The following is a 24,568-nucleotide window of genomic DNA, read 5'->3' as shown; positions in this document are numbered from 1 at the left end:
GATTTCTTCCTGTTTAGGCTTACTACTATTTTTGCATAACCCTAAAATCCCACAACTTTTTGACTTGACCCGCTTTTATTTGATATAAATAAAATGCATAAAAACAAAAAACACTGAAAATCATACGATTAACAGTGTTTTGATATTTCCTATTTCTAGGTTAGTCGGGGTGGCAGGATTCGAACCTGCGACCTCCGCGTCCCAAACGCGGCGCGATAACCGGGCTACGCTACACCCCGAATTATGGTTATCTTGTAACGGGATGCAAATATACTTTTTTTATTCATTTTGCAATTACATTTCCAGAAAAATATTTTTTGTTTAAAATTGATACTTTTACATCCTGAACCTTTTCAAATAGTATTGTGAATTCAACTTCAAAATATATTTTAGCCTACATAATTTTTAATATCACTTTAATAAGTTTTGGCCAATCAAACATTCTAGGTAAAATAGTTGATAGCAACAATAATGTTTCTTTAGCCAAAACTCAAATAAGAAATATTACCAGTAATATAACTATTAATTCTAATTTAGACGGTACTTTTGAAATAAACGATTCTGGGACTTATTTATTTAAAAAAGAAGGTTATTTTGAAAAGATAATTGAACTCAACGAAAGTCAATATTATATCATTCAACTACATATAAACCCTTCCGAATTAGACGAAGTCATCATTAATGCCAATCAGATACCTAAAAAATTAAAAAAGGCATCCACGTCAATTCATATTATATCTTCTGAGGATATTCAATTATCAAACAACACAGATTTTGCTCCCATTTTAAATAAAACACCCGGAGTGTTTATGCAGCGTGGCGCACTTAACACCAACCGCATTACAATTAGAGGTATTGGTTCTAGAAATCTTTTTGGAACTTCTAAAATTAGAGCTTATTTTAAAGATATTCCTTTAACGAATGGCAGCGGAGAAACCACAATTGAAGATTTTGAGTTAGCTTCAATATCACGTTTCGAGATTATTAAAGGAGCATCAAGTACTTACGGCGCTGGCCTAGGCGGTACAATTCATATCATACCCCAAAATGCTTTTTTAAATCAATCTAATTTAGATACTGGATTATCTATAGGTTCCTTTGGGTTACTAAAAAGCACTACAAATATTAACTATGGCACCTCAAAAAATAGTTTTAGAGCCATATACAGCAATACGCATAGTGAAGGATATCGTGAAAACAACGCGTATGATAGACAAACATTTACAATAACATCAAATCATTTTTTAAGTAAAAAAGATGAATTAACATTTCTAGCAAGCTATGTTGATTTAAAAGCGTTTATCCCAAGTTCTATTAATAAAACCGATTATTTAAATAATCCGAAAAAAGCAGCTTTTACTTGGAAACAAGCTAAAGGTTTTGAAGATGCCAAACGCGGTATTTTTGGCTTAAGTTGGGAGCATGATTACAATACCAAACTAAAACAATCTACTAGTATTTTTACATCTTTTAGAGATGCATACGAACCGAGGCCTTTTAATATTTTAAAAGAAAAAACTTTTGCTATTGGCATCAGAACTCGGGTATTGGGCAACTCAAAACTATTCAACAAAAATCTTAATTGGACCATTGGAGGCGAACTTTTTAAAGACACATATACCTATGGAACTTTCGAGAATTTATATAAAGATTTCCCCTCTGGGACAGGAAGCGTAGAAGGAAACAAATTATCAGATTTTAAAGAAAAGCGAAACTATTATAATGTTTTTACCGAAACCAATTATGAACTTTCAGAGAAAACAACGGTTTCAATAGGTTTTAATTTAAACGAAACAGCTTATCATTTAGATGATAGATTCATGGTTTCAGAATCAAATCCAAATCAATCTGGCAACTTTAAATTTAAAAGTATTGTATCACCAAAAATTGGGGTTTCTCATTTAATTTCCGACAACATGGGCGTTTTCTCAAATATAAGTCATGGCTTCTCTCCTATTTCTCTTAATGAAACCTTATTACCAAACGGTCAACTAAACACTAATTTGAAACCAGAAACGGGATGGAATTTTGAAATAGGTATGCGAGGTTCACTTTTAGAAAATAAATTACAATTTAATATATCTATTTATCGAATGGATATAAAAAACCTATTGGTTTCTAGAAGAACTGCCGAAGATGAATTTATTGGCATTAATGCTGGCAGAACGCAACATAATGGTTTAGAATTTGAGGTACGCTACAAATGGCTCGAAAACGATGCTTTATCGATAAGTTCTTTAATAAACTATACACTTAATGATTTTAAGTTCAAGGATTTTATTGATAATACCGATGACTTTTCTGAAAACGATTTAACAGGAGTACCCTCAGATATATTCAATGCTGGAATTGATTTTGATTCAGTTTTTGGGTTTTACGGAAACATTAACTTTCAATATGTTGGCAGTATGCCAATTACTGATAGTAACAGCTTATATTCTGACAGCTATAACTTAACTAACCTTAAAATAGGGTATCAATCAAATCTAAATAAAACGCTAAAACTGAAGGTTTTCTTTGGACTAAATAATATCTTTGATGAACAATATGCTTCACAAATTTTGATAAATGCTTCAAGTTTTAATGGAAGTGCTCCACGGTATTATTATCCTGGAAACCCAATAAATTATTATACGGGAGTATATATAAATTATGTTTTTTAATGTATATTTAAATAAAAAAAAATGAAAAAGATTCATTCATTACTTATAATAGTTTTTATTGCTATTAATGCTTGTGCGCAACAAACAGATTCTGAAATAAAAGCTAAAGAACCCAATAACTTAAGTTATACTACAGAGTTAGTTGTTCCAGAATTAAGTATCCCGTGGGGTATGGCATTTTTACCTGATGGCAGCATGCTTATTACAGAAAAATCAGGAGAACTCATTCATTTTAAAAATGGCGTAAAAACAACAATTGAAGGTGTTCCTGAAGTTTATGTTCGCGGTCAAGGTGGCTTATTGGATATCGAAATTCATCCAGATTATAAAAATAACGGATGGATTTATATCACTTATGCCTCATCTGAAGGAGAGGGCGATGGTGGAAACACAGCCTTAATCAGAGCTAAATTGATTGATAATACCCTAGTAGAGTTACAACAACTCTATAAGGCTGGCCCGAACACAAAAAAAGGACAGCATTGGGGTTCGCGTATAGAATTTGACAATGACGGTTATTTATATTTTTCAATTGGAGACAGAGGCAATCGCGATGTAAATCCTCAAGATATTACTAGAGATTGTGGTAAAATTTACAGACTAAATGACGATGGCAGTATTCCAAATGACAACCCATTTATTGATACAGAAAATGCCAAGACAGCCATATTTAGCTACGGCCACCGCAACCCGCAGGGTATGGCGAAAAATCCTTTCACAGGAGCCATTTGGGTAAACGAACATGGTCCAAAAGGAGGCGATGAGATAAATATTATAGAAAAAGGCAAAAACTTTGGCTGGCCTGTCATTTCATATGGCATCAATTATAGTGGCACTTCATTTACAGATATTACTGAAAAGGAAGGCATGGAGCAACCTCTTTTTTATTGGGTACCGTCTATTGCTCCAAGTGGAATGGCTATTGTATCTTCAAAAAAATATCCAGACTGGGAAACTAACGTGCTTGTTGGTTCGTTAAAATTCAAATACCTTGAACGCTTAATTTTAGAAAATAATGAAGTCGTAAAACGTGAAAAATTATTTGAAGATATTGGTCGTGTTAGAAATGTAGTTCAGGCTCCAGATGGTTTTATTTACATTGCTGTTGAGGGAAAAGGTATTTATAAAATTGTTCACCAAGAATAAAAACAAACACATGAAATTAATTACAAACTGCTTTTTGGCACTAGCAACATTATTTATATTTCATTCAAAAACAAATTCATACACGTCTCAAGACCCTTTAAAAGAAAGTATAGAAAGAGGGCGCGAAATTTATACAGATTTTTGCATGTCTTGTCATTTACCAAATGGCGAAGGTGTTGAAAATGTTTATCCGCCTTTAGCAAAATCAGACTACCTTATAAAAAACCACGAAGCAAGCATTAGAGGTATTAAATATGGGCAACAAGGTGAAATTGTTGTAAACGGAAAAACCTACAATAGTAATATGGCTGCTTTAGGACTAAGTGATGATGAAGTGGCCGATGTTATGAATTACATCACAAACAGTTGGGGCAATAAAAACGACAAAATAGTTACCATAGAAGAAGTATCAAAGGTTAAAAAATAAGCGAAATGCTCTACAAATGATTTTACATTTAACTAACTTTGTAAAAAGCTTCTTAAAACAATAAATCATGCTCATAATAGGAATCGCAGGGGGTACAGGATGTGGCAAAACTACGGTTGTCAATCAGATACTTAATGAACTCCCTGAAGGCGAAGTGGGTGTTCTGTCTCAAGATTCTTACTACAAAGACACGTCGCATTTAAGTTATGAAGAGCGTGTAAAAATAAATTTTGACCACCCCAGATCCATTGATTTCGATTTATTAAGCACCCACTTAAAAGATTTAAAAAACAGCAAACCTATACACCAACCCGTATATTCGTTTGCTAAACACAATAGAACTGGCGACACTATTATAACAAACCCTAGAAAGGTTATAATTGTTGAAGGTATTTTAATCCTTACAAATCCTGAGTTAAGAGATATGTTTGATATTAAAATATTTGTTCATGCCGATAGTGACGAACGCCTAATAAGACGCCTAAAACGAGACACATCTGAGAGAGGGAGAGATTTAGATGAAGTTTTAACACGTTACCAAAATACGCTAAAACCCATGCATAATCAATTCATTGAACCCACAAAGGAGTATGCAGATATTATTATCCCAACCAATAAATACAATACAGTGGCTATTGATATTGTTAGAACCATAATAACAGAAAAACTTTAATATGGCTATTCCTAAAAGCAAATACTTAAAACCCTTCAAAAATATATTCATACTTATTTTAGTGGTTTTTGCTGTTTGGATGTTATTTTTCGATGCCAATTCTTGGCTTATTCATCATGAATTAAACACCGATATTGAAGATTTAGAAAACGAAAAGGAATATTACAAGAAAGAAATAGAAAAAGACAACAAAGCTCTAAAAGAATTAAGTACAGAAGAAGGCTTAGAGAAATTTGCCAGAGAAGCATATTATATGAAACGCGATAATGAAGAAATTTACATTATTGAATATGAAGACAGTTTAAAAACAAAGCAAGATGAATAAAGCGTTGTTCAGTGAATTTGATGCTGTGTCTTCCAAACAATGGAAGCAAAAAATACAGTTCGATTTAAAAGGAGCTGATTACAACGACACACTTATATGGCAAACCAACGAAGGTATTCCCGTTAAACCATTTTATCATGCCGACGATTTTAAAGATTTGCAAAACGTTTCAAACACAAAAGCAACCCAATGGAAAATTTGTCAATCTATTTTTGTTGCTGATGTTGAAAAATCAAACCTAAAAGCGCTTGATGTTATTCAACGTGGCGCAGAAAGTATTCAATTTATTTTACCTTCTGAAGATATTTCAATTGAAAATTTATTAAAAAACATAGATTTAGATTCAACTGCTTTATATTTCGAATTGCAGTTTCTTTCAGAAGCATTTGTTAAAAAACTATCAGCCATTCCTAAGAATCCCGCTAACTATGGAGAAGGAATTCATATTCAAACGGACATTATAGGAAATCTAGCTAAAACTGGAAATTGGCTCAATAATCTAAATGATGACTTTAAAAAATTCGAAGCTATTATAAAACGTACATCTCAATTAAGCGTTGATGTTTCTTTATACCAAAACGCAGGAGCAACAATGGTGCAACAACTTGCTTATGCTTTGGCGCATGCAAATGAATATTTAAATTATACCAATTCGGATAGTTATCAGGAGAAGCAATCTTTCAATATTAATTTTAAAATTTCCGTTGGCACCAACTATTTTTTCGAAATAGCAAAACTTAGAGCCTTACGTGAACTATGGCATACACTAGCTCTAGAATATAAGACCAATACAAATTGCTATATCTTAGCAACACCAACAAAACGCAACAAAACACTTTACGACTATAACACCAATATGTTACGTACAACCACAGAATGCATGAGCGCAATACTTGGTGGCGCAAATACGATATGTAATTTACCTTTTGACGCTATTTACCATAAAAACAATGAATTCGGCGAACGTATTGCAAGAAACCAGTTATTAGTTTTAAAACAGGAAAGCTATTTTGATAAGGTTAACAACCCATCAGATGGTTCATATTACATAGAAAGCTTAACCAATCAACTAGCTGAAAAAGCATTAGATTTATTCAAGAATATAGAAGCCAACGGTGGTTTTTTAAAACAATTAAAGGAAGGCACTATTCAACGTAAAATTAAAGAAAGCGCTACCAAAGAGCAGCAACAATTTGATTCTGGAGAAGATATTTTATTGGGAACAAACAAACACCCAAATGTAAATGACAAAATGAAAAACGAGTTAGAACTTTACCCTTTTGTAAAAACAAACCAAAGAAAGACACTGATTGAACCCATAATAGAAAAACGATTAGCAGAACAATTAGAACAAAAACGATTAAAAATAGAGTAATATTTAAACTTTAACACCAATGAAAACACCATTTTTTAAACTTTTAGTAATCACATTAACCATCGCTTTATTGAGCTGTAAAAAAGAAAACACATTTACAGATTACAAATATGCTGATAAACCCGCTACGATAAATTGCGAAGGCGTAAACTCAAAACTATACAAAGAAGCACTTTATACTTTTGAAGATGATATTTTGAATTATTATAAAAAAGCCAAACCAAACACATCATTGGTTCAATCCTATTCCCAATTAATTAGAAATGCTGTTTACGGAAGAATAAAACTTGAAGAAATCATTTCCGCCCATACGGTAGCCGTTTTTGAAGCTTTAAAAAAAGAAGACCGTTTATGGGATGCAAATAGCTCAACAAGTCATTTAAATTACAACAGCATTGTTATAGATTGTATCTCGAAAAACATTCAAGACAAGTCCTTAAACACCACTTTTAATGCACTTGTCTCAACTAACAGCATGAGCCCAAAACTATTCGGAGCACCATTAATGTCAAAATTCACGAGAACATCAAATGACAAATACCTAGCTACTTATATTGCTTTAGATTTATATTATGCGAAACTTTTTGATGTGGATTTATCTAAAATTAATTTCGACAAAAAAGAACCACTTGCTGATTTTGATGTAACGCTACCTGAAGCAGAAGCAAAAACAGACCCGCACGCAGGCCATAACCATTAATTGATTTGAGAAAAAAACTGCAACATATCGAAATAAAATCAGAAGTTAGAAGTCAGAACTTAGAAGCTTTTACTTTTCGAACTGCTGAGGATATTGAGGTTAAATCAACTTATAGCAAAGAAGACCTTAAAGGTTTAGAGCATTTAGATTTTGTTGCTGGAATTACACCAAACCTTAGGGGACCATACAGTACCATGTACGTTAGAAGACCGTGGACAATTAGGCAATATGCTGGTTTTTCTACAGCAGAAGACAGTAATGCCTTTTACAGACGCAATCTTGAGGCTGGACAAAAAGGGCTGTCTGTTGCTTTTGATTTAGCTACTCACAGAGGTTATGATTCAGACCATGAACGTGTTGTTGGCGATGTTGGAAAAGCTGGTGTTGCCATTGATTCTGTTGAAGACATGAAAATCCTCTTCGACCAGATTCCACTAGATAAAATGTCGGTTTCCATGACTATGAACGGTGCCGTTTTGCCCATTATGGCATTTTATATTGTTGCAGCAGAAGAACAAGGCGTTAAACCCGAAGCGTTAGCAGGCACTATTCAGAATGATATTTTAAAGGAGTTTATGGTGCGTAATACCTATATATACCCACCAATGCCTTCCATGAAAATCATTTCAGATATTTTCGAATACACCAGTAAAAACATGCCAAAATTCAATAGCATTAGTATTTCAGGATACCACATGCAAGAAGCTGGCGCCACCTGCGATATTGAATTGGCTTATACCCTAGCAGATGGTTTAGAATATATTAGAAAAGGATTGGCAGCAGGCATGGACATAGACACCTTTGCTCCTCGCCTATCTTTCTTTTGGGGAATTGGCATGAACCATTTTATGGAAATTGCCAAAATGCGAGCTGCTAGAATGTTATGGGCAAAATTGGTGAAACAATTCAACCCTAAGAATGAAAAATCTTTAGCTTTACGAGCCCATTGCCAGACTTCGGGTTGGAGTTTAACAGAGCAAGACCCGTTTAACAATGTGGCAAGAACAACTATTGAGGCTGCTGCTGCTGTATTTGGAGGTACTCAAAGTTTACACACTAACGCTTTAGATGAAGCCATTGCATTGCCAACCAATTTTTCAGCAAGAATTGCGAGGAACACACAAATATTTTTACAAGAAGAAACCAAAATCACTAAAACGGTGGACCCTTGGGCAGGCAGCTATTATGTTGAAAAACTAACACATGATATCGCTCAAAAAGCATGGTCTTTAATTGAAGAAATTGAAGCATTGGGAGGCATGACCAAAGCCATTGAAGCAGGGATTCCCAAAATTAGAATCGAAGAAGCCGCAGCTAGAAAACAAGCTAGAATAGATTCTGGTCAAGATATTATTGTTGGCGTTAATAAATATAGACTTAAAGAAGAAGCTCCTATCTCCACACTTGAAGTGGATAATCAAACCGTCAGAAATTCTCAAATAGAGCGATTAAACGCTATTAAAGCTGAAAGAGATTCTAAAAAGGTAAAAACTACTTTATCAAAATTAACTGAAGCTGCACGAACAGGACAAGAAAACTTATTATCTTTAGCTGTTGAAGCTGCTCGTGAACGTGCTACACTTGGTGAAATAAGTGATGCTTTAGAAGTAGAATTCGGGCGCTATAAAGCACAAATAAAATCATTTTCCGGCGTGTATAGTAAAGAAATAAAAGACGATGAATCCTTTAAAAAAGCTCAAGAACTAGCTGATGCTTTTGCAGAACAAGATGGTAGACGACCACGAATTATGATTGCAAAAATGGGACAAGATGGTCATGACCGTGGCGCAAAAGTAGTCGCTACCGGATATGCCGATGTAGGTTTTGATGTGGATATAGGTCCTCTATTCCAAACCCCACAAGAAGCAGCTAAGCAAGCCGTTGAAAACGATGTGCATATCCTAGGCGTTTCTTCATTAGCTGCGGGGCATAAAACTTTAGTCCCACAAGTCATAGATGCATTAAAAGCGTATGGTCGTGATGATATTATGGTTATTGTTGGCGGTGTGATTCCCAGACAAGATTATCAATATTTATTTGATGCTGGTGCCGTTGCCGTTTTTGGCCCAGGAACAAAAATTAGCGATGCAGCCATAAAAATTTTAGAAATCTTAATAGACTAAACAAATAATTATCAATAAGATAATTGACTTCCCCTTTACCGATTTGTTAACAAGTTACACTTTCATTCCACATAAATAATTGTATTTTTGCGGCTAATAAAACCAAATCATCTAATGGGTAAAATCATTGCAATTGCTAATCAAAAAGGCGGTGTTGGAAAAACAACAACCTCAATAAACTTAGCTGCTTCACTAGGCGTTCTAGAAAAGAAAATATTACTTATAGATGCTGACCCTCAAGCAAATGCAAGTTCAGGAATTGGTATAGATGTAGAGCGTGTTGAAATAGGCACCTATCAACTTTTAGAGCATTCTAACACAGCTAAAGAGGCTATTGTAAGCACCCAAACACCTAACCTTGATATTATTCCTGCTCACATCGACTTAGTGGCTATTGAAATAGAGCTTGTTGATAAAGAGGAACGCGAATACATGCTTAAAAAGGCAATAAAAGATATAAAAGATGATTACGATTACATCATCATTGATTGTGCACCATCATTGGGCTTACTAACCCTAAATGCGTTAACCGCTGCAGATGCTGTAATAATTCCTATTCAATGTGAATATTTTGCACTTGAAGGATTAGGTAAACTTTTAAACACCATAAAAAGTGTTCAAAAAATACACAATCCAGAATTAGATATTGAAGGTCTATTACTAACCATGTATGATTCTAGGTTAAGATTATCAAATCAGGTGGTTGAAGAAGTGCAAAAACACTTCAACGACATGGTGTTTAAAACCATCATTCAAAGAAACGTAAGACTCAGTGAAGCACCAAGTTATGGCGAAAGCATAATTAATTATGATGCGAGTAGTAAAGGTGCTAACAATTACTTAAGTTTGGCAAAAGAAATCATCAATAAAAACTCCTAAATTATGGCTAAGGCAACTAAAAAACAGGCTTTAGGTAGAGGTTTATCGGCACTATTAAAAGACCCAAGTAACGACATTCAATCGGTACAAGATAAAAACGCCGATAAAGTTATTGGAAACATTGTTGAGTTAGATGTTGATTTTATCGAGGTTAACCCATTTCAACCACGTACTAATTTTAGTGAAGAATCCCTTAGAGAATTAGCATCTTCTATTAAAGAATTAGGCATTATTCAACCTATAACGGTTAGAAAATTAGGCTTAAATAAATATCAACTCGTTTCTGGAGAGCGTCGGTACAGAGCTTCAAAATTACTTGGTCTAGAAACGATTCCAGCTTATGTAAGAATTGCAAACGACCAAGAATCGCTTGAAATGGCATTGGTTGAGAACATTCAGCGTCAAGATTTAGACCCTATTGAAATTGCCTTGTCATACCAACGTTTAATTGATGAAATCAATTTAACACAAGAGCAAATGAGCGAACGTGTTGGAAAAAAACGTTCCACTATTGCCAATTATTTACGATTATTAAAACTAGACCCTATTATCCAAACAGGCATGCGTGATGGATTTATTTCTATGGGCCATGGTCGTGCTTTAATTGCTATTGAGGATCAAACCATTCAATTAGAAATTTACGAAAACATACTATCCAACAAATTATCGGTTAGAGAAACAGAAACTTTAGTTCGCGATTTTAATACTTCAGAAGTTGTTAAAACCCCTTCGAAAACAGAATCAGACAACGCTATGCCAAAATTTGTTAAAAAAGGTATTACTGCATTTTCAGAATACTTTGGACACAAAATTGACGTTAAAGTCTCTAAAAACGGGAAAGGAAAAATTACAATTCCATTTCATTCAGAAGAAGACTTTAATCGTATTAAAAAATTAGTTCAAGGTGATTCTAAATAAATCTCTAATAACAATTGTACTCGCTTTTTTGTGTTGCTTGTCTTTGATAGCTCAAGATAAAACCAAAAAAAAGGAACAACTTCCTAAAGAGGTTGTTATTGATTCTATTGTTAAAATCAGTAAACCTATCAATCCACTTTCTCCTGCAAAAGCGGCTTTCTATTCGGCCATTTTGCCTGGCCTAGGACAAGCCTACAATAAAAAATATTGGAAAATACCTCTTGTTTATGCCGCCATTGGAACCGGAGTTTATTTTTACATCAGTAACAATAAAGAATACAACAGATATCGCGATGCATACAAAAGTAGATTAGCTGGTTTTACAAATGATGAATTTTATTTGGATTCCCAAGGCAATCAATTAACCACGCCTAGAATCTCTACAGAAAGACTTGAAGATGCCCAAAAATTTTACAGAAGAAATAAAGAAATATCACTTTTAGTAACTTTTGGTTTATATGCTTTAAACATAATTGATGCCAATGTGGATGCCCATCTATTACAATATAATGTAGATGAAAATTTATCTTTAGCACCTAGATACCAGTTTAACGAATTTGATGCATCAAGCAATATAGGATTAACTTTAAATTTTAAATTTTAGCCCATAATGGGCATTTAAGTCAAAAAAAATTAGATACATTTATGAACATAGCTTTACTTGGATACGGAAAAATGGGAAAAACCATCGAACAGATTGCCATTAAACGCGGGCATAATGTGGTTTTGACCATTGATAAAGGGGATAACAATTACGACATTACAAAAGCTGATGTTGCTATAGATTTTAGTATTCCATCCGTAGCTTTCAACAATATCTCCAATTGCATAAACAATAACGTACCCGTTATTTCTGGCACAACAGGTTGGTTAGAAAACTACGATAAAGCTGTTGCGTTATGTCAAGAAAAAAAAGGCGCTTTTATTTATGCATCAAACTATAGTTTGGGAGTTAATATATTTTTCGAGCTAAATAAAACGCTTGCTAAAATGATGAGTACACTTAAACAATATAATGTTTCTATGGAGGAAATTCATCATACTCAAAAACTAGATGCGCCGAGTGGAACAGCTATTTCTTTAGCCAATGATATTATTTCGCAACACACAGGTTACGATAACTGGAAGTTAGATGAAAACGGTGAAACCATCATCCCTATAGTCGCTAAACGCATTGAAGATGTGCCTGGAACCCATACCGTAAATTACGAAAGTGAAGTAGATTCAATTACCATAGAGCATGTAGCCCATACCAGACAAGGTTTTGCTTTAGGTGCTGTTATTGCTGCCGAATGGATTGCAGGAAAAACGGGCGTATTCACTATGAACGATGTGTTAAATATTGGTTAATGCTTTATTTATATGTAACAGCATGAATACTTTTAACAACTCATACAACAATTAAAAAAGTCTCCTCGAGCGCAGTCGAGAGCTATTAAATTATTTAAAATTTTTAGATTATGACATTAATGCAATGGTTTATATTCATTTTGATTATTCAAATAATTCATGGTTTAGGCACGTGGAAATTATATATAAAAGCAGGTAGACAAGCTTGGGAGGCATTTATTCCAGTTTATAATGCTATTGTTTTAATGAAGATTATAAATCGACCATGGTGGTGGGTTATTCTATTATTCTTACCCATTGTTAATTTAATTATGTTTGCCGTTGTTTGGGTTGAAACCGCTAGAAGTTTCGGGAAAAACAAAACTTTAGACACGCTTTTAGCAGTAGTAACATTAGGTTTTTATAATTTCTATTTAAATTATATCGAAGATGTTGCATATATAAAAGGCAGAAGTATACATCCAAAATCTGGATCCGGCGAATGGACAAGTTCTATTTTATTCGCCATTGTTGCCGCTACTATTGTACACACTTATTTCATACAACCATTTACCATTCCTTCGTCTTCTTTAGAGAAGTCTTTGCTAGTTGGCGATTTTCTTTTTGTTAGTAAATTTCACTATGGCGCAAGAATACCTATGACTACCGTAGCTGCGCCTATGGTTCATGACACCATCCCAAAGTTAGGCGTAAAATCTTATTTATTTGACGATGATTTCACTAAGAGAAAAACATCTTGGAAAAACAAATTACAACTGCCTTATTTAAGACTTCCAGGGTTTGAAAAGATAGATAGGAACGAAATTGTTGTTTTTAATCAGCCAGCCGACACCTTGTTGGACATGAATGATTTTAGACCAGATAGAAACTATTACAAACCCATCGATAAAAAAACAAATCTAGTAAAACGTTGTGTTGGCGTTGCAGGTGATTCTTTAGAAGTTCGCAATGGCTATGTTTATATAAATGGCAAGAAAAATGAGCTCCCAGATCGAGCACATTTACAATTCAGCTATCATGTGCAACCAAAAACGAACCAGTTTAACCCTAAATTTATTAAAGACCGTTATGATATTACTGATGGTTTTGGAATAATAAACAATCAAAACACCTATTATTTTTCCGCAATTTCTGATGAAGCCAGAGATAAATTTAAAAACCACCCTAATGTTTTAAGTATTTCACGTAACGTAAAAGAAAAAGGCGTTAGAGATTCTAATATATTTCCACACAACCCAGCATATAACTGGAATGTCGATTTCTTTGGCCCACTTTATATTCCTGAAGCAGGAAAAACAATAGATATCAATTTAGAGGTTTTACCATTATACAAACGTGTTATTTCAGAATATGAAGGCAATACTTTGCAAGTAAATGGTAACCAAATTTTAATTAATGGTAAAGTAACAAACACATACACCTTTAAACAAAATTACTATTGGATGATGGGTGATAACCGCCATAATTCCATAGACGCTAGAGCTTGGGGGTTTGTACCGTTTGATCATGTAGTTGGCAAACCTGTATTTATATGGATGAGTTGGGATGGCATAAAAAATCCACGATGGGAACGTTTCTTTACTACAGTTAGTGGAAGTGGAAAAGCCACATCCTATTTTATTCCTTTTTTAATTTTACTTTTTGGATGGATTGGATTTAATAAATGGAGAGCCCGCAAGAAAAAATAGCTGATTTATTTTTTGGTGAATATTTTGTCATTCCTGCGGAGGCAGGAATCCACTATAATAAAATAAAGTTTCAATTTATAAGATTCCTGCCTTCGTAGGAATGACAGAGCAAATGAACATCATACTACATCCTACATATTTTCCAAATATTGCGCATTTCGTTGCCATTGCCAATGCTGACCATGTGGAATTTGAAGTAGATGATAATTTCTTAAAGCAGACCTACAGAAATAGAACCTATATTTATGGCGCTAACGGAAAACTAGGCCTAAATGTTCCTGTTATCCACTCACAAAAAAATCGTCAAAAACATAGAAATGTTAAAATTTTTAATGAAGAAAACTGGCAAAGTCTACATTGGAAATCATTACTTTCAGCCTACAGAACATCCCCTTTTTTTGAATACTATGAAGATGAACTTCAGCCTTTATTCACAGAAAAAACTGAATATATCTTAGATTTTAATTTGAAGTGTTTTGAGGTGATTTGTGATTGTTTACAATTAGAATTGAATACTTCAAAAACCGTAACCTATCAGAAATCTATTGAAAACAAAATGGACTTTAGGTTTCTTGTAAACGCGAAAAAAGAACATCCTCAAGATTATGACACCTACACTCAGGTTTTCAATAGTAAATATGGTTTCATTCCTAATTTAAGCATTTTAGACTTACTCTTTAATGAAGGCCCCAATGCACTTAACTATTTAGAATCGCAAACTATAATTCCACTATAATGCTTCAAACTTTTGCTCATTATGGTAGTCATATTTTTATTCCGCTTGCAGTTGCACTTGTTTGGTATAAATCAAATTGGAAAATAGCCTTTTTAATTATGTTTTCAGGAATGTGGATTGATTTAGACCATCTAGTAGCAAACCCTATTTTTGATTCCAATAGATGTAGTATTAATTTCCATCCGTTGCATACGTATTATGCCCTTGTTTTGTATATTATTTTAATCCTTCCTAGGAAAACACGGTTAATTGCTTTGGGCTTAGTGATTCATATTATTGCAGATGCAGTGGATTGTTCGTTTATGTGAATATTGTCGCGCAGAGACGCAAAGGCACAAAGCGACACGCAACTCGCTGCTAACTGAGAGGACACATAAATGTATTAAAAACCTATATATCTTAATCTTTACGTGAACAACTGAATACTGTGACAGTGACTGTGACTGTGACTGTGACTGTGACTGTGACTAAAAACTATTTTCCCAAACTCAAAGTTGCCATAATTGGGTAGTGGTCAGAATAATGGTCATTATACGCTTTAAACCCGTTTACAGAGAAGGCCTCATCAGCAAAAATAAAGTCGATACGAACAGGAAAAAACTTAAAATCGTATGTACGTCCAAAACCATTTCCTGCTTCTTTAAAAGTATCGTTTAAATTCCCTTTAATCTTTCTATACACATACGAAAACGCGGTATTATTAAAATCGCCACAAATCACCATTTTGTATTTGCATTGTTTTTTGTGTGTTAAAAACAATTCTGTTTGGAACTCTTGCATTTTAAAGGTTGTGCCTATCCTTTTAAAAAGTCTTTCAGAATCTTCTTTTTTAAGATTTTCAACTTTAGTGTCAATCCGCATGGATTCTAAATGAATATTATAAACCCTTATAGTGTCTTCTCCTTTTACAACATCAGCAAAGATGGCATTATTAGCCGTATCGGGAAACTCAATAGAACCAGAATTCACTATAGGAAATTGCGAAAAAATAGCTTGCCCGTATTTTGTTTTTTTTCCTGATAAATGCTCGTATTTATATTTAAAAAAAGATAAATCAATGTTTTTATGCGGATGATATTCTTGAACACTTAAAACCTCTGGAGCTTCCGTTTTTATAAAATCGATAATTTTGGTTTCAATACCTTTTTCAGGAATCCATTCATAAAGATTAAAAAGCCTCACATTATAATTGACGACTTTCAAATTCTCCGGGGTTTCAATCTTTTTTGAAGATGAAAACTTGTATAATGAACCAAAAGAAAAATATCCAATTACCAGTACTATAAGCGATAGCATCAATTGCCTCTTCAACTTGACTAACCAGTATATAAAGAACAAACCATTAATCAAAATTAAAAAAGAGACTCCTAAGTTGATTACAGATAGAAAGGGAAATGTTTTTGGAGGTAAAAACGGTAGCGTAAATGAGAGCAGAAGCAATACCGCAACAATACTATTGATGAAATAGATGATTTTATTTATAAAACTCAGCTTTTTCATAGATTACTACTTCCCTGCCTTGAACAAAAACTCTTTTTCTTCAGCGGTTAAACTATCATAACCACTTTTACTGATTTTATCTAAAATAACATCGATTTTCTTCTGGTTATTAAATTTATCAAACTCACCTTTCGTATAACCACCAACTTTACTTTTGTTTTTATGTACCGTTTTTAAAGGACCTTTTTTAGAAGGTTTAAACATATGAGCTATGCCATCCATAAATCGCTCAAAGCCTTTGCCTATATCTTGGCCTTTTAGTAATTGTTTTGCGTAAAAATAACCTAATAAAGCTCCTCCTAAATGCGCTAAGTTACCACCTGCATTAACTCCAAATAAACCAATAACATCTATAACTACAATTGCAGCACCTATATACCAAAGTTTTAAATTAAAAGTAAAAAAACGCATGCCTTGATTGGGCATATAAGCACAAAGAAAAATCAACAAAGCTCTGACTGCAGCCGAAGCTCCTTCTAATGTAGAATTTAATCCAAATAACCCAGGAAACACCGTGTAACCCAACATAAACAATAAACCACCAGAAATAGCCCCAAGAAAATATATGTTTAATGCCATTTTCGAACTAAATAGATTTAAAAACATTTTCCCAAGAAAATACAACCATAGCATATTAAAAAAGAGGTGTAAAAAATCATAATGCAGAAAAGCATAGCTAATAATTGCCCATGGTTTAAATATGAAATCGGAAAAATCGCTTGGTAACTTAAACCAAATTAAATAAGGTTTTAGAATGAGTCCCAACAGAAAAACCACAACATTAATGGCTATTATTTTCTCTAAAACATTGAGGTTAGACAGTTTGTCTTTTATATCTTGATTGAGCGAAGTCATTAATTCCAACGGTTTCTGTTAAACTGCGTTTTTTTCCAATACCACATAATTAAAAACCCTGTTAAAGCGCCTCCAACGTGAGCCATATATGCCGTATTACTTGGACTAAAAAAGGATTGCCCTGTTAACCCAGAAATTAAGTCTAAAATAATAATACCTGGAATAAAATATTTTGCCTTAATAGGAATAGGTAAAAAAATCATCATGAGTTTAGCTTCAGGATTCATCATACCAAAAGCCGCTAAAACTCCCATAATACAACCAGATGCACCTACCATAGACGCATTGTAAGCTGGATAAATATCCTTCAGCATTGAAACTTGAGATTGAGTTACGCCAGTAATGGTTTCATTATTAGTAAGCATTTGTTTAATGCTTTCTGAAGATAATCCAGATTCTAACAAAGCATTATAACTTGGGACATATTGAAAATAGTAAAGTCCAACTTGTAACAAAACAGCCCCTAAACCAGCCGAAATATAGAGAAACAAAAATCGCCTTGAACCTAAAGTCTGTTCTACAGGTACACCAAACATCCAAAGGGCAAACATGTTGAAGAAAATGTGCATGGCTCCACCATGCATAAACATGTGAGTAATGATTTGCCAAGGCTGAAACGCATCATTTTTCGGAAAATACATGGCAAACCATTCATAAAACAAATTACCATTTCCAATAAACAATGTACCAATAAACATAATCACGTTAATGATTAATAAATGTTTAACGGTATCTGAAATTCTCATCATATTCTAAATAAATTTTTTATCTAATTCATCAACACTCATAGTCACAAATGTTGTTCTATTAGTGGGCGATACATTGGGTTCTTTACAAGCAAAAAGCTTATTTACCAAATGTTCTTGTTCGTCTTTTTGTAAAAACTGTCCCGTTTTAATAGCTAAACTTTTCGCCATAGATTTTGCCAATAAATCGGTAGCACTAAAATTACTATCAGGCACTTCGTTTTCAACATCACTTATTAATTGCTCCAAAATAATCGACACTTCACTTTCTGGAACACTTACCGGCACACCTGTAATAGCAACAGACTCTTCTTTAACGTCCGAAAACACAAAACCTGTATGTTCTAAATCATCTTTTAACTGATTAATAATATCAATATCTTGTTTTGAAAAATAAAGCTCAAGCGGGAATAATAATTGCTGACTTGCGGCTTCTTTTATGGTCATATTCTTAAGAAAATCTTCATACAAAATACGTTGATGTGCACGGTTCTGATCTATAATCAACATCCCTGATTTAATAGTACTAACAATATATTTGTTATGAAGTTGATAAGTTGAGTTTTTTTGCTCGACCTGATTATCATTATCAAAAATTGAGGCTGTACTTTCTTCACTTTCAAAACGGACTTCTCCAAAATCTTGTTGGGATATATTCCCTTTGGATTCTAAACCTACGTACAACCCTTCCCAATTTTCGGTTGATTCTTTTTTATAAGCAACTGCCTTTGTACGAGAACTAGTTTCCTCTTGAAACGGATTAAAACTTCTATCCACTTCTACCTTTGGGATATTAGAACCCTCACTTTTATAACTATATGGCGTATCTAAATTGGGGTCTCGCTCAAAGTCAAGTACCGGCGCAATATTAAACTGCCCTAAACTATGTTTTACTGCAGAACGCAGCAAAGCATAAAGCGTGTGCTCATCATCAAACTTAATTTCTGTTTTTGTTGGGTGAATATTTATATCAATAGTTTGCGGATTGACCGTTAAATTTAAAAAATAACTAGCATGCGTCCCATTTTTTAACAAACCCTCAAAAGCTGAAGCAATAGCATGATTTAAATAAGCACTTTTAATGAAACGGTCATTCACAAAAAAGTACTGCTCTCCTCTGGTTTTTTTAGCAAATTCTGGTTTCCCAACAAACCCTGAAATTTTCAGCACTTCGGTATCTTCTTCTACAGGTACTAATTTTTCATTGGTTTTAGTTCCAAAAATATTTACAATACGCTGTCTGTAATTACTAATCGGAAGGTTCAACGATTCGCTTCCATTGTTATACAAAGCAAAACTTATATTAGGGTGTGCTAATGCTACGCGATGAAATTCATCTATAACATGACGCAACTCTACGGTATCTGACTTTAAAAAGTTTCGTCTTGCAGGAATATTAAAAAAGAGGTTTTTTACTGAAACGGAAGTCCCTGTAGGCGTTACAATTACTTCTTGCGAAGTGACTTTACTGCCTTCTATAACAAGTACATTACCAACATCGTCGTGTTCTTGTTTGGTTTTCAATTCTACATGAGCAATAGCTGCTATACTTGCTAAAGCTTCACCACGAAAACCTTTAGTATGGAGTTGAAATAAATCTTCGGCACTTCTAATTTTTGAAGTCGCATGGCGCTCAAAACTCAATCGAGCATCGGTAGTACTCATACCCTTCCCGTTGTCTATGACTTGAACAAGGGTTTTACCTGCGTCTTTTATAATTAGTTTTATGGTATCTGCTCCTGCATCAATGGCATTTTCAAGAAGCTCTTTTACAACAGACGCCGGACGTTGTACAACTTCTCCAGCAGCTATTTGATTTGCTACATGATCGGGTAAAAGTTGAATAATATCAGCCATATATTATTTGGAAAAAAATATAGATAAATCGAAATCGATGATGAACAAAAATATTAAAATAAGCACAGCAATAATAATTAAAGTGCGCCTATTTACATCTCTATTTGGATTGCTTTTTAAGTCATCAAATGCATCAATAAATTTTCCTTTTAAGCCTTTGCTAGGACCTATCGTTTTTCTGTGTTCATCAAACTTATGCTTAATTTCAAAAGGGTTGCCTTCGCCTTTATCATCAAAATAACGAGGTGTATAACTGAATTTTTTATTTTTACGCGTTTTTAAAAGTCCCATGTTTTCTAAGTTTTTTGGTTACATGTATTTTTTTTCTAATAAATACATACAAATCAATAATAATACCAAAATCAAAATTAAAGTCCTTATAGGCATGGCAGCACGAGTTTTGGGTTTACTACCACTTTTTCGTCGCCATTTAGAAATAAAATCTTTGGTTTTAGAATCATCATCTAAACTAGAGTCTGTTTGACTTTCTTTAGAAAACCGAGATTGATAATTGAAGTTTTTATTTTTTCGCTGTTTAAACAAAATCTAGTACTGCTTATCTTTCAAAAGTACTCAAAATTGCTCAGAAACTAAGGATTGAAATGCCAAAAAATGTTAAGAAATTGACTAGAGACTAATTAACTATTTTCACGTAGCTCTGCCATCTTAATAGCCGCGACAGCAGCTTCCGTACCTTTGTTCCCGTGTTTACCGCCTGAACGGTCAATGGCTTGTTGCATGTTATTATCTGTAAGTACACAGAAAATTACCGGAGTTTCACGTAATACATTTAAGTCTTTTATGCCCTGAGCTACGCCTTCACAAACAAAGTCGAAATGTTTGGTTTCACCTTGAATAACACTACCTATAGCAATAACGGCATTTACCATTTGCTCCTGCATTTTTTTACTTCCGTAAATAAGCTCAAAACTTCCAGGAACATCCCAACGGACAATATTATTAGGTAATGCGCCATGCTCAATTAATGTATTGTACGCGCCTTGATACAGGCCTTCGGTTATAGTGTCATTCCATTCTGAAACAACAATCCCAAACCGAAATTTATTCGCGTTTGGGATTGTTGTTTTATCGTAATCGGATAAATTGTTATTTACCGTAGCCATGTTATTATTTATTAGCCAATACTTGCGCTTTTCCAATAAACACCTCCACTTTAGCAGCTTCAGTAGAATTAGCATAATCGTCTTTTATTCTTTTAAAATAAGCCAATGCCTTATCCGCTTTTCCTAAATCTAGAGCAATTGTTCCAGCTTTAAATAAATACATTGGTGTTGTAAATTCATTATCACGCATTTCAGCCGCTTGCTCATAATATCCTAGGGCATCTTCTTTCTGATTTAATTGCACAAAGGCATCGCCTATATTCCCTTTTGCTAAAGGTGCCAATATTTCGTCATCACTTTTAAAATCACCTAAATATTCAACCGCATTTTTATAATCCTTCAGTCTTAAATACGCCGTACCCGCGTAATAACTAGCTAGATTAGCAGATGGTGTTCCGCTGTATTCTTCAATAATATCTAGCATACCAAACTTACCTTCTCCACCATTTAACGCTAAATTATATAAGGAGTCCTTTGCTGTACCAGTAACCGCTTCATCAAAATATTTTTGCGCTTGAAACATATCGTTCATAGCAGCTGTTTGCTTTGGTTTAGCAATGTATTCTTTATATGCCAAAGACCCTAAAACTACAACTGCAACCAGTCCTATAATTATAAAAATATATTTCTGGTTTTTTGCTACAAAGTCTTCTGTTTTAGAAGCTGTTTCATCAAGTGTGTTAAAAACCTCTGCAGTTGTAGAACCGTCTTCTATATTTTGTTCCTTTTCTACTTTTGTTTTTGGTTTGTAACCTCTCTTACTATAAGTTGCCATCTGTTTCTCTATATGATTTGGTTCAGAACAAAACGTTTGAACACATTTTTATTAATGTGGCGCAAAAATATAATTTTTCTTCATAACAAATACCAATTAAACCATAATTTTATACTAATAATTTGTTTTCTATTCTACTGTAACTTCACTAAAAAACACAACAATAGCAATGCTATTCTTGAGTTTTGTAGCTATTTACAGCGAAAATTAATTAAAATTATTTTAGCATAAAACCATAGTCTAATTGATATTTTTCAATAATTTGCACTTCTTTTCAAGAGTTTAGCCTATAAACCTGATTTAAGTTGCTTTTTGTATGATTTTAAAATCACTTTCATTACTTAATTATAAAAATTTCGATAGTAAATCGTTCATTTTCAATGATAAAATAAATTGTATTGTTGGTAATAATGGTATTGGGAAAACAAATGTGCTTGATGCGATCTATCATTTATCTTTCGGAAAAAGTTATTTTAATCCAGTTGCCACTCAAAACATTAAACACTACGAAGACTTTTTTGTAATTAATGGTGATTACAAAAAAGATGACAAAATAGAAAAAGTAGCTATCAGTTTAAAACGCGGACAAAAAAAGGTGATTAAACGCAATGCAAAAGCTTATGAAAAATTTAGCGAACACATTGGTTTTTTACCCTTAGTCATCATATCGCCTGCAGATAGAGATTTAATTACCGAAGGCAGTAACACGCGCCGAAAGTTTATTGATTCAGTGATTTCGCAAAGCGATAAAAGTTACCTAAACCACTTAATAAATTACAATAAAATATTAGCGCAACGAAATGCCTTGTTAAAATATTTTGCTTTAAACCATACGTTTAATAATGATACTTTAGAAGTATACAATATTCAGCTTACTGATTACGGAACGCAAATTTTTGAAAAACGTGATGCGTTTTTAAAAACCTTTATTCCTATTTTCAAATCGCGTTACGAGGCTATAAGTAATGGTAACGAAACGGTAGATTTAGTGTACCATAGTGATTTATTTGAAGACGATTTAAACACGCTTTTAAAAACCGTAATTAATAAAGATAAAGCCTTACAATACACAAGCGTAGGTATCCATAAAGACGATTTACATTTTAATATATCAGGACATCCTATTAAAAAATTCGGGAGCCAAGGGCAGCAAAAATCGTTTTTAATTGCCCTAAAGTTGGCACAATTCGATTTTATAAAAGCACAAAGCGGCGTGAATCCCATTTTGTTATTGGATGATATTTTTGATAAATTAGACGAACAGCGTGTCGCTCAAATCATTAAATTAGTAGATGATGAAAATTTCGGGCAACTTTTTATTAGCGATACACATGCAGAACGTACCGAAAATGCTGTGAAGCAGGTGCATCAATCTTATGAGATTTTCAGGTTGTGATGCTTTTTTTTTGCCACAGCTTGTCCCGATTTTTTTTCGGGAAATTCACGAATGTTTTTTCTATGGCTTAAATTAATTACTAAGCTAATAATTTATAAATCGATTTAGTTTATTATTTGACTTTGTAAAACTTTTCAGCTACCTTCGTTTAACGTAGGTTGGGTGTAATTAAAAAAGAATGTTTTTTTTTAAACAATAGATATGAAAACACTAAAATTAAGAAGTAAATTGAGTTTTTTGATAACTCTTTGCTCACTTTTAATGCTTGGTAGTTGTAATCAAATGAGTGAGCAAATAAAAGATGAATCTGCTGGTATGAACGGTGGATTTGAAGTAACAAAGAATGGGATTCCTGTAAATTGGCTTATGTACACACCGAATACTGTACCAAATGGGAAGTTTAAAATCATTCTAGACAAAGAAGAATTTAAAGAGGGAAAACAGTCGCTAAAATTTGAAGTAGAAGAATGTTCTTCTAATGGAGGTTGGGGTTCACCAGGATTTACAAACCAATTTAATGCAGAACAAGGAAATACTTATAAATTGAGTTTCTGGATTAAGAATGATGGGGCAGAATTTCGTGTAATGGCTGGTGGAGTTGCACCAAAAACTGGAGACATGAAAACACTTTTACAAACTAGCGATCAAACTAATGACTGGAAGCAATATGTATATGGTGTACCTATAACAGAAGAATTTGACCAAATTAGACTTGAAGTCAATATTTTAAAACCGGGAACTTTTTGGATTGATGATATACAAATTGAAAAAGAATAAAACTACACCCAACCTACGTTAAACGAACCTTTCCAAAAACAAAATAACTTTCAATTTAAAAAATAAGATAACAAATAATTGCGTTAGGGATAGTAAAGGAAAGCCCGCAGAAACGAGGACTTGGAACCCTTCGACTACGCTCAAGATAAATTCCTAGCTCGACCTCCCGATAGCTATCGGGAGTGTAAAGCCAAAATAATATTAAAAGAAAAACGACAGTGTTATGGCAAAACGCAACAACGAACATATCAGTATTCAAGACGCTTTAAAAGAATTTGTGGAAACCAATAAGCTAGAAAAAGGTTTAAATAAAGTTAATGTTGCCGATGCTTGGGCCAGCCTTATGGGTAATGGCGTTAACAACTACACAACTTCAGTAAATTTAGAACGCGAAACCTTATATGTACAACTCAGCTCTAGCGTACTAAGAGAAGAACTAAGCTACGGTAAGCAAAAAATAATTGATATGCTTAATGACGAATTAGGAAAAGAAATCATTAAAAAACTGGTTCTAAGATGATTACAAATTCATATT

At 33.6% G+C, this 24,568-nt stretch carries 26 protein-coding genes and 1 tRNA gene; 18 read left to right on the top strand and 9 right to left on the bottom strand.

Going from position 1 to position 24,568, the window contains the following annotated elements; genetic code table 11:
* Window positions 1-164: 164 nt before the first annotated feature.
* Window positions 165-239, bottom strand: a tRNA-Pro gene (locus ABD935_RS11180).
* Between the two features lie 126 nt (window positions 240-365).
* Between ABD935_RS11180 and ABD935_RS11175 the strand changes: the two genes are divergently transcribed.
* The 15 genes from ABD935_RS11175 (at window position 366) to ABD935_RS11105 (ending at window position 15,311) form a co-directional block, all read left to right on the top strand.
* Complete coding sequence (locus ABD935_RS11175; protein WP_345192124.1) at window positions 366-2,663, top strand: TonB-dependent receptor family protein; 2,298 nt, start codon at window positions 366-368, stop codon at window positions 2,661-2,663.
* 21 nt (window positions 2,664-2,684) lie between these two features.
* Entirely contained in the window at window positions 2,685-3,809 is a 1,125-nt protein-coding gene (locus ABD935_RS11170; RefSeq protein ID WP_345192123.1) for a PQQ-dependent sugar dehydrogenase, read from the top strand.
* Window positions 3,810-3,819: 10 nt separating this feature from the next.
* Entirely contained in the window at window positions 3,820-4,236 is a 417-nt protein-coding gene (locus ABD935_RS11165) for a c-type cytochrome (protein ID WP_345192122.1), read from the top strand.
* A 67-nt stretch (window positions 4,237-4,303) separates the two neighbouring features.
* Window positions 4,304-4,909 (top strand): uridine kinase, encoded by a 606-nt coding sequence (gene udk, locus ABD935_RS11160; RefSeq protein WP_345192121.1) that lies wholly within the window; start codon window positions 4,304-4,306, stop codon window positions 4,907-4,909.
* Window position 4,910: 1 nt separating this feature from the next.
* Complete coding sequence (locus ABD935_RS11155; protein WP_345192120.1) at window positions 4,911-5,234, top strand: FtsB family cell division protein; 324 nt, start codon at window positions 4,911-4,913, stop codon at window positions 5,232-5,234.
* Window positions 5,227-6,609, top strand: coding sequence for a methylmalonyl-CoA mutase subunit beta (locus tag ABD935_RS11150; RefSeq protein WP_345192119.1), 1,383 nt, complete (start codon window positions 5,227-5,229; stop codon window positions 6,607-6,609). The genes ABD935_RS11155 and ABD935_RS11150 overlap by 8 nt, the downstream gene beginning before the upstream one ends.
* Window positions 6,610-6,628: 19 nt before the next feature.
* Window positions 6,629-7,309 (top strand): hypothetical protein, encoded by a 681-nt coding sequence (locus ABD935_RS11145; RefSeq protein WP_345192118.1) that lies wholly within the window; start codon window positions 6,629-6,631, stop codon window positions 7,307-7,309.
* A 5-nt stretch (window positions 7,310-7,314) separates the two neighbouring features.
* Window positions 7,315-9,432 (top strand): methylmalonyl-CoA mutase, encoded by a 2,118-nt coding sequence (scpA, locus tag ABD935_RS11140; RefSeq protein WP_425550217.1) that lies wholly within the window; start codon window positions 7,315-7,317, stop codon window positions 9,430-9,432.
* 114 nt (window positions 9,433-9,546) lie between these two features.
* Window positions 9,547-10,311, top strand: coding sequence for a ParA family protein (locus ABD935_RS11135; protein WP_345192117.1), 765 nt, complete (start codon window positions 9,547-9,549; stop codon window positions 10,309-10,311).
* 3 nt (window positions 10,312-10,314) lie between these two features.
* Window positions 10,315-11,229, top strand: a complete 915-nt coding sequence (locus ABD935_RS11130; protein WP_345192116.1) for a ParB/RepB/Spo0J family partition protein — start codon at window positions 10,315-10,317, stop codon at window positions 11,227-11,229.
* Window positions 11,219-11,833: a DUF5683 domain-containing protein gene (locus ABD935_RS11125; RefSeq protein WP_425550219.1), complete on the top strand. Its 615-nt coding sequence runs from the start codon at window positions 11,219-11,221 to the stop codon at window positions 11,831-11,833. The genes ABD935_RS11130 and ABD935_RS11125 overlap by 11 nt, the downstream gene beginning before the upstream one ends.
* Before the next feature lie 41 nt (window positions 11,834-11,874).
* Entirely contained in the window at window positions 11,875-12,579 is a 705-nt protein-coding gene (gene dapB / locus ABD935_RS11120; RefSeq protein ID WP_345192114.1) for a 4-hydroxy-tetrahydrodipicolinate reductase, read from the top strand.
* A gap of 110 nt (window positions 12,580-12,689) precedes the next feature.
* Window positions 12,690-14,267, top strand: coding sequence for a signal peptidase I (lepB, locus tag ABD935_RS11115; RefSeq protein ID WP_345192113.1), 1,578 nt, complete (start codon window positions 12,690-12,692; stop codon window positions 14,265-14,267).
* 112 nt (window positions 14,268-14,379) lie between these two features.
* Window positions 14,380-15,003 (top strand): WbqC family protein, encoded by a 624-nt coding sequence (locus ABD935_RS11110; protein ID WP_345192112.1) that lies wholly within the window; start codon window positions 14,380-14,382, stop codon window positions 15,001-15,003.
* Window positions 15,003-15,311, top strand: coding sequence for a DUF6122 family protein (locus ABD935_RS11105; RefSeq protein ID WP_345192111.1), 309 nt, complete (start codon window positions 15,003-15,005; stop codon window positions 15,309-15,311). Before ABD935_RS11110 ends, ABD935_RS11105 begins: the two co-directional genes overlap by 1 nt.
* Before the next feature lie 166 nt (window positions 15,312-15,477).
* On the opposite strand, the gene ABD935_RS11100 is transcribed toward ABD935_RS11105, so the two are convergent.
* The 8 genes from ABD935_RS11100 to ABD935_RS11065 all read right to left on the bottom strand — a co-directional run bounded on the left by ABD935_RS11100 (window position 15,478) and on the right by ABD935_RS11065 (window position 21,860).
* Entirely contained in the window at window positions 15,478-16,503 is a 1,026-nt protein-coding gene (locus tag ABD935_RS11100; protein ID WP_345192110.1) for an endonuclease/exonuclease/phosphatase family protein, read from the bottom strand.
* A gap of 6 nt (window positions 16,504-16,509) precedes the next feature.
* Entirely contained in the window at window positions 16,510-17,358 is an 849-nt protein-coding gene (locus tag ABD935_RS11095) for a rhomboid family intramembrane serine protease (protein WP_345192109.1), read from the bottom strand.
* Window positions 17,358-18,107: a rhomboid family intramembrane serine protease gene (locus ABD935_RS11090; RefSeq protein WP_345192106.1), complete on the bottom strand. Its 750-nt coding sequence runs from the start codon at window positions 18,105-18,107 to the stop codon at window positions 17,358-17,360. The genes ABD935_RS11095 and ABD935_RS11090 overlap by 1 nt, the downstream gene beginning before the upstream one ends.
* Window positions 18,108-18,110: 3 nt before the next feature.
* The gene (gene mutL / locus ABD935_RS11085; RefSeq protein WP_345192105.1) at window positions 18,111-19,961 is read right to left on the bottom strand and encodes a DNA mismatch repair endonuclease MutL; all 1,851 of its coding nucleotides are present in this window, start codon (window positions 19,959-19,961) and stop codon (window positions 18,111-18,113) included.
* 3 nt (window positions 19,962-19,964) lie between these two features.
* Complete coding sequence (locus tag ABD935_RS11080) at window positions 19,965-20,252, bottom strand: riboflavin synthase subunit beta (protein ID WP_345192104.1); 288 nt, start codon at window positions 20,250-20,252, stop codon at window positions 19,965-19,967.
* 18 nt (window positions 20,253-20,270) lie between these two features.
* Window positions 20,271-20,504, bottom strand: a complete 234-nt coding sequence (locus ABD935_RS11075; RefSeq protein ID WP_345192103.1) for a hypothetical protein — start codon at window positions 20,502-20,504, stop codon at window positions 20,271-20,273.
* Window positions 20,505-20,599: 95 nt separating this feature from the next.
* Window positions 20,600-21,085: a 6,7-dimethyl-8-ribityllumazine synthase gene (gene ribH / locus ABD935_RS11070; protein ID WP_345192102.1), complete on the bottom strand. Its 486-nt coding sequence runs from the start codon at window positions 21,083-21,085 to the stop codon at window positions 20,600-20,602.
* Window positions 21,086-21,089: 4 nt separating this feature from the next.
* A complete protein-coding gene (locus tag ABD935_RS11065; RefSeq protein ID WP_345192101.1) occupies window positions 21,090-21,860 on the bottom strand; it encodes a tetratricopeptide repeat protein in 771 nt (256 codons plus the stop codon).
* Window positions 21,861-22,176: 316 nt separating this feature from the next.
* On the opposite strand from ABD935_RS11065, the gene recF reads away from it, so the two are divergent.
* The 3 genes from recF to ABD935_RS11050 all read left to right on the top strand — a co-directional run bounded on the left by recF (window position 22,177) and on the right by ABD935_RS11050 (window position 24,553).
* Window positions 22,177-23,256: a DNA replication/repair protein RecF gene (gene recF / locus ABD935_RS11060; protein ID WP_345192100.1), complete on the top strand. Its 1,080-nt coding sequence runs from the start codon at window positions 22,177-22,179 to the stop codon at window positions 23,254-23,256.
* Window positions 23,257-23,457: 201 nt separating this feature from the next.
* Window positions 23,458-24,033 (top strand): hypothetical protein, encoded by a 576-nt coding sequence (locus ABD935_RS11055; RefSeq protein WP_345192099.1) that lies wholly within the window; start codon window positions 23,458-23,460, stop codon window positions 24,031-24,033.
* Between the two features lie 223 nt (window positions 24,034-24,256).
* Window positions 24,257-24,553 (top strand): DciA family protein, encoded by a 297-nt coding sequence (locus tag ABD935_RS11050; RefSeq protein WP_345192097.1) that lies wholly within the window; start codon window positions 24,257-24,259, stop codon window positions 24,551-24,553.
* Window positions 24,554-24,568: the final 15 nt, after the last annotated feature.

The sequence above is a fragment of the Algibacter agarivorans genome (assembly GCF_039543245.1).
Taxonomy (GTDB): Bacteria; Bacteroidota; Bacteroidia; order Flavobacteriales; family Flavobacteriaceae; genus Algibacter_G; species Algibacter_G agarivorans.
This window is presented reverse-complemented; position numbering and strand designations above follow the sequence as displayed.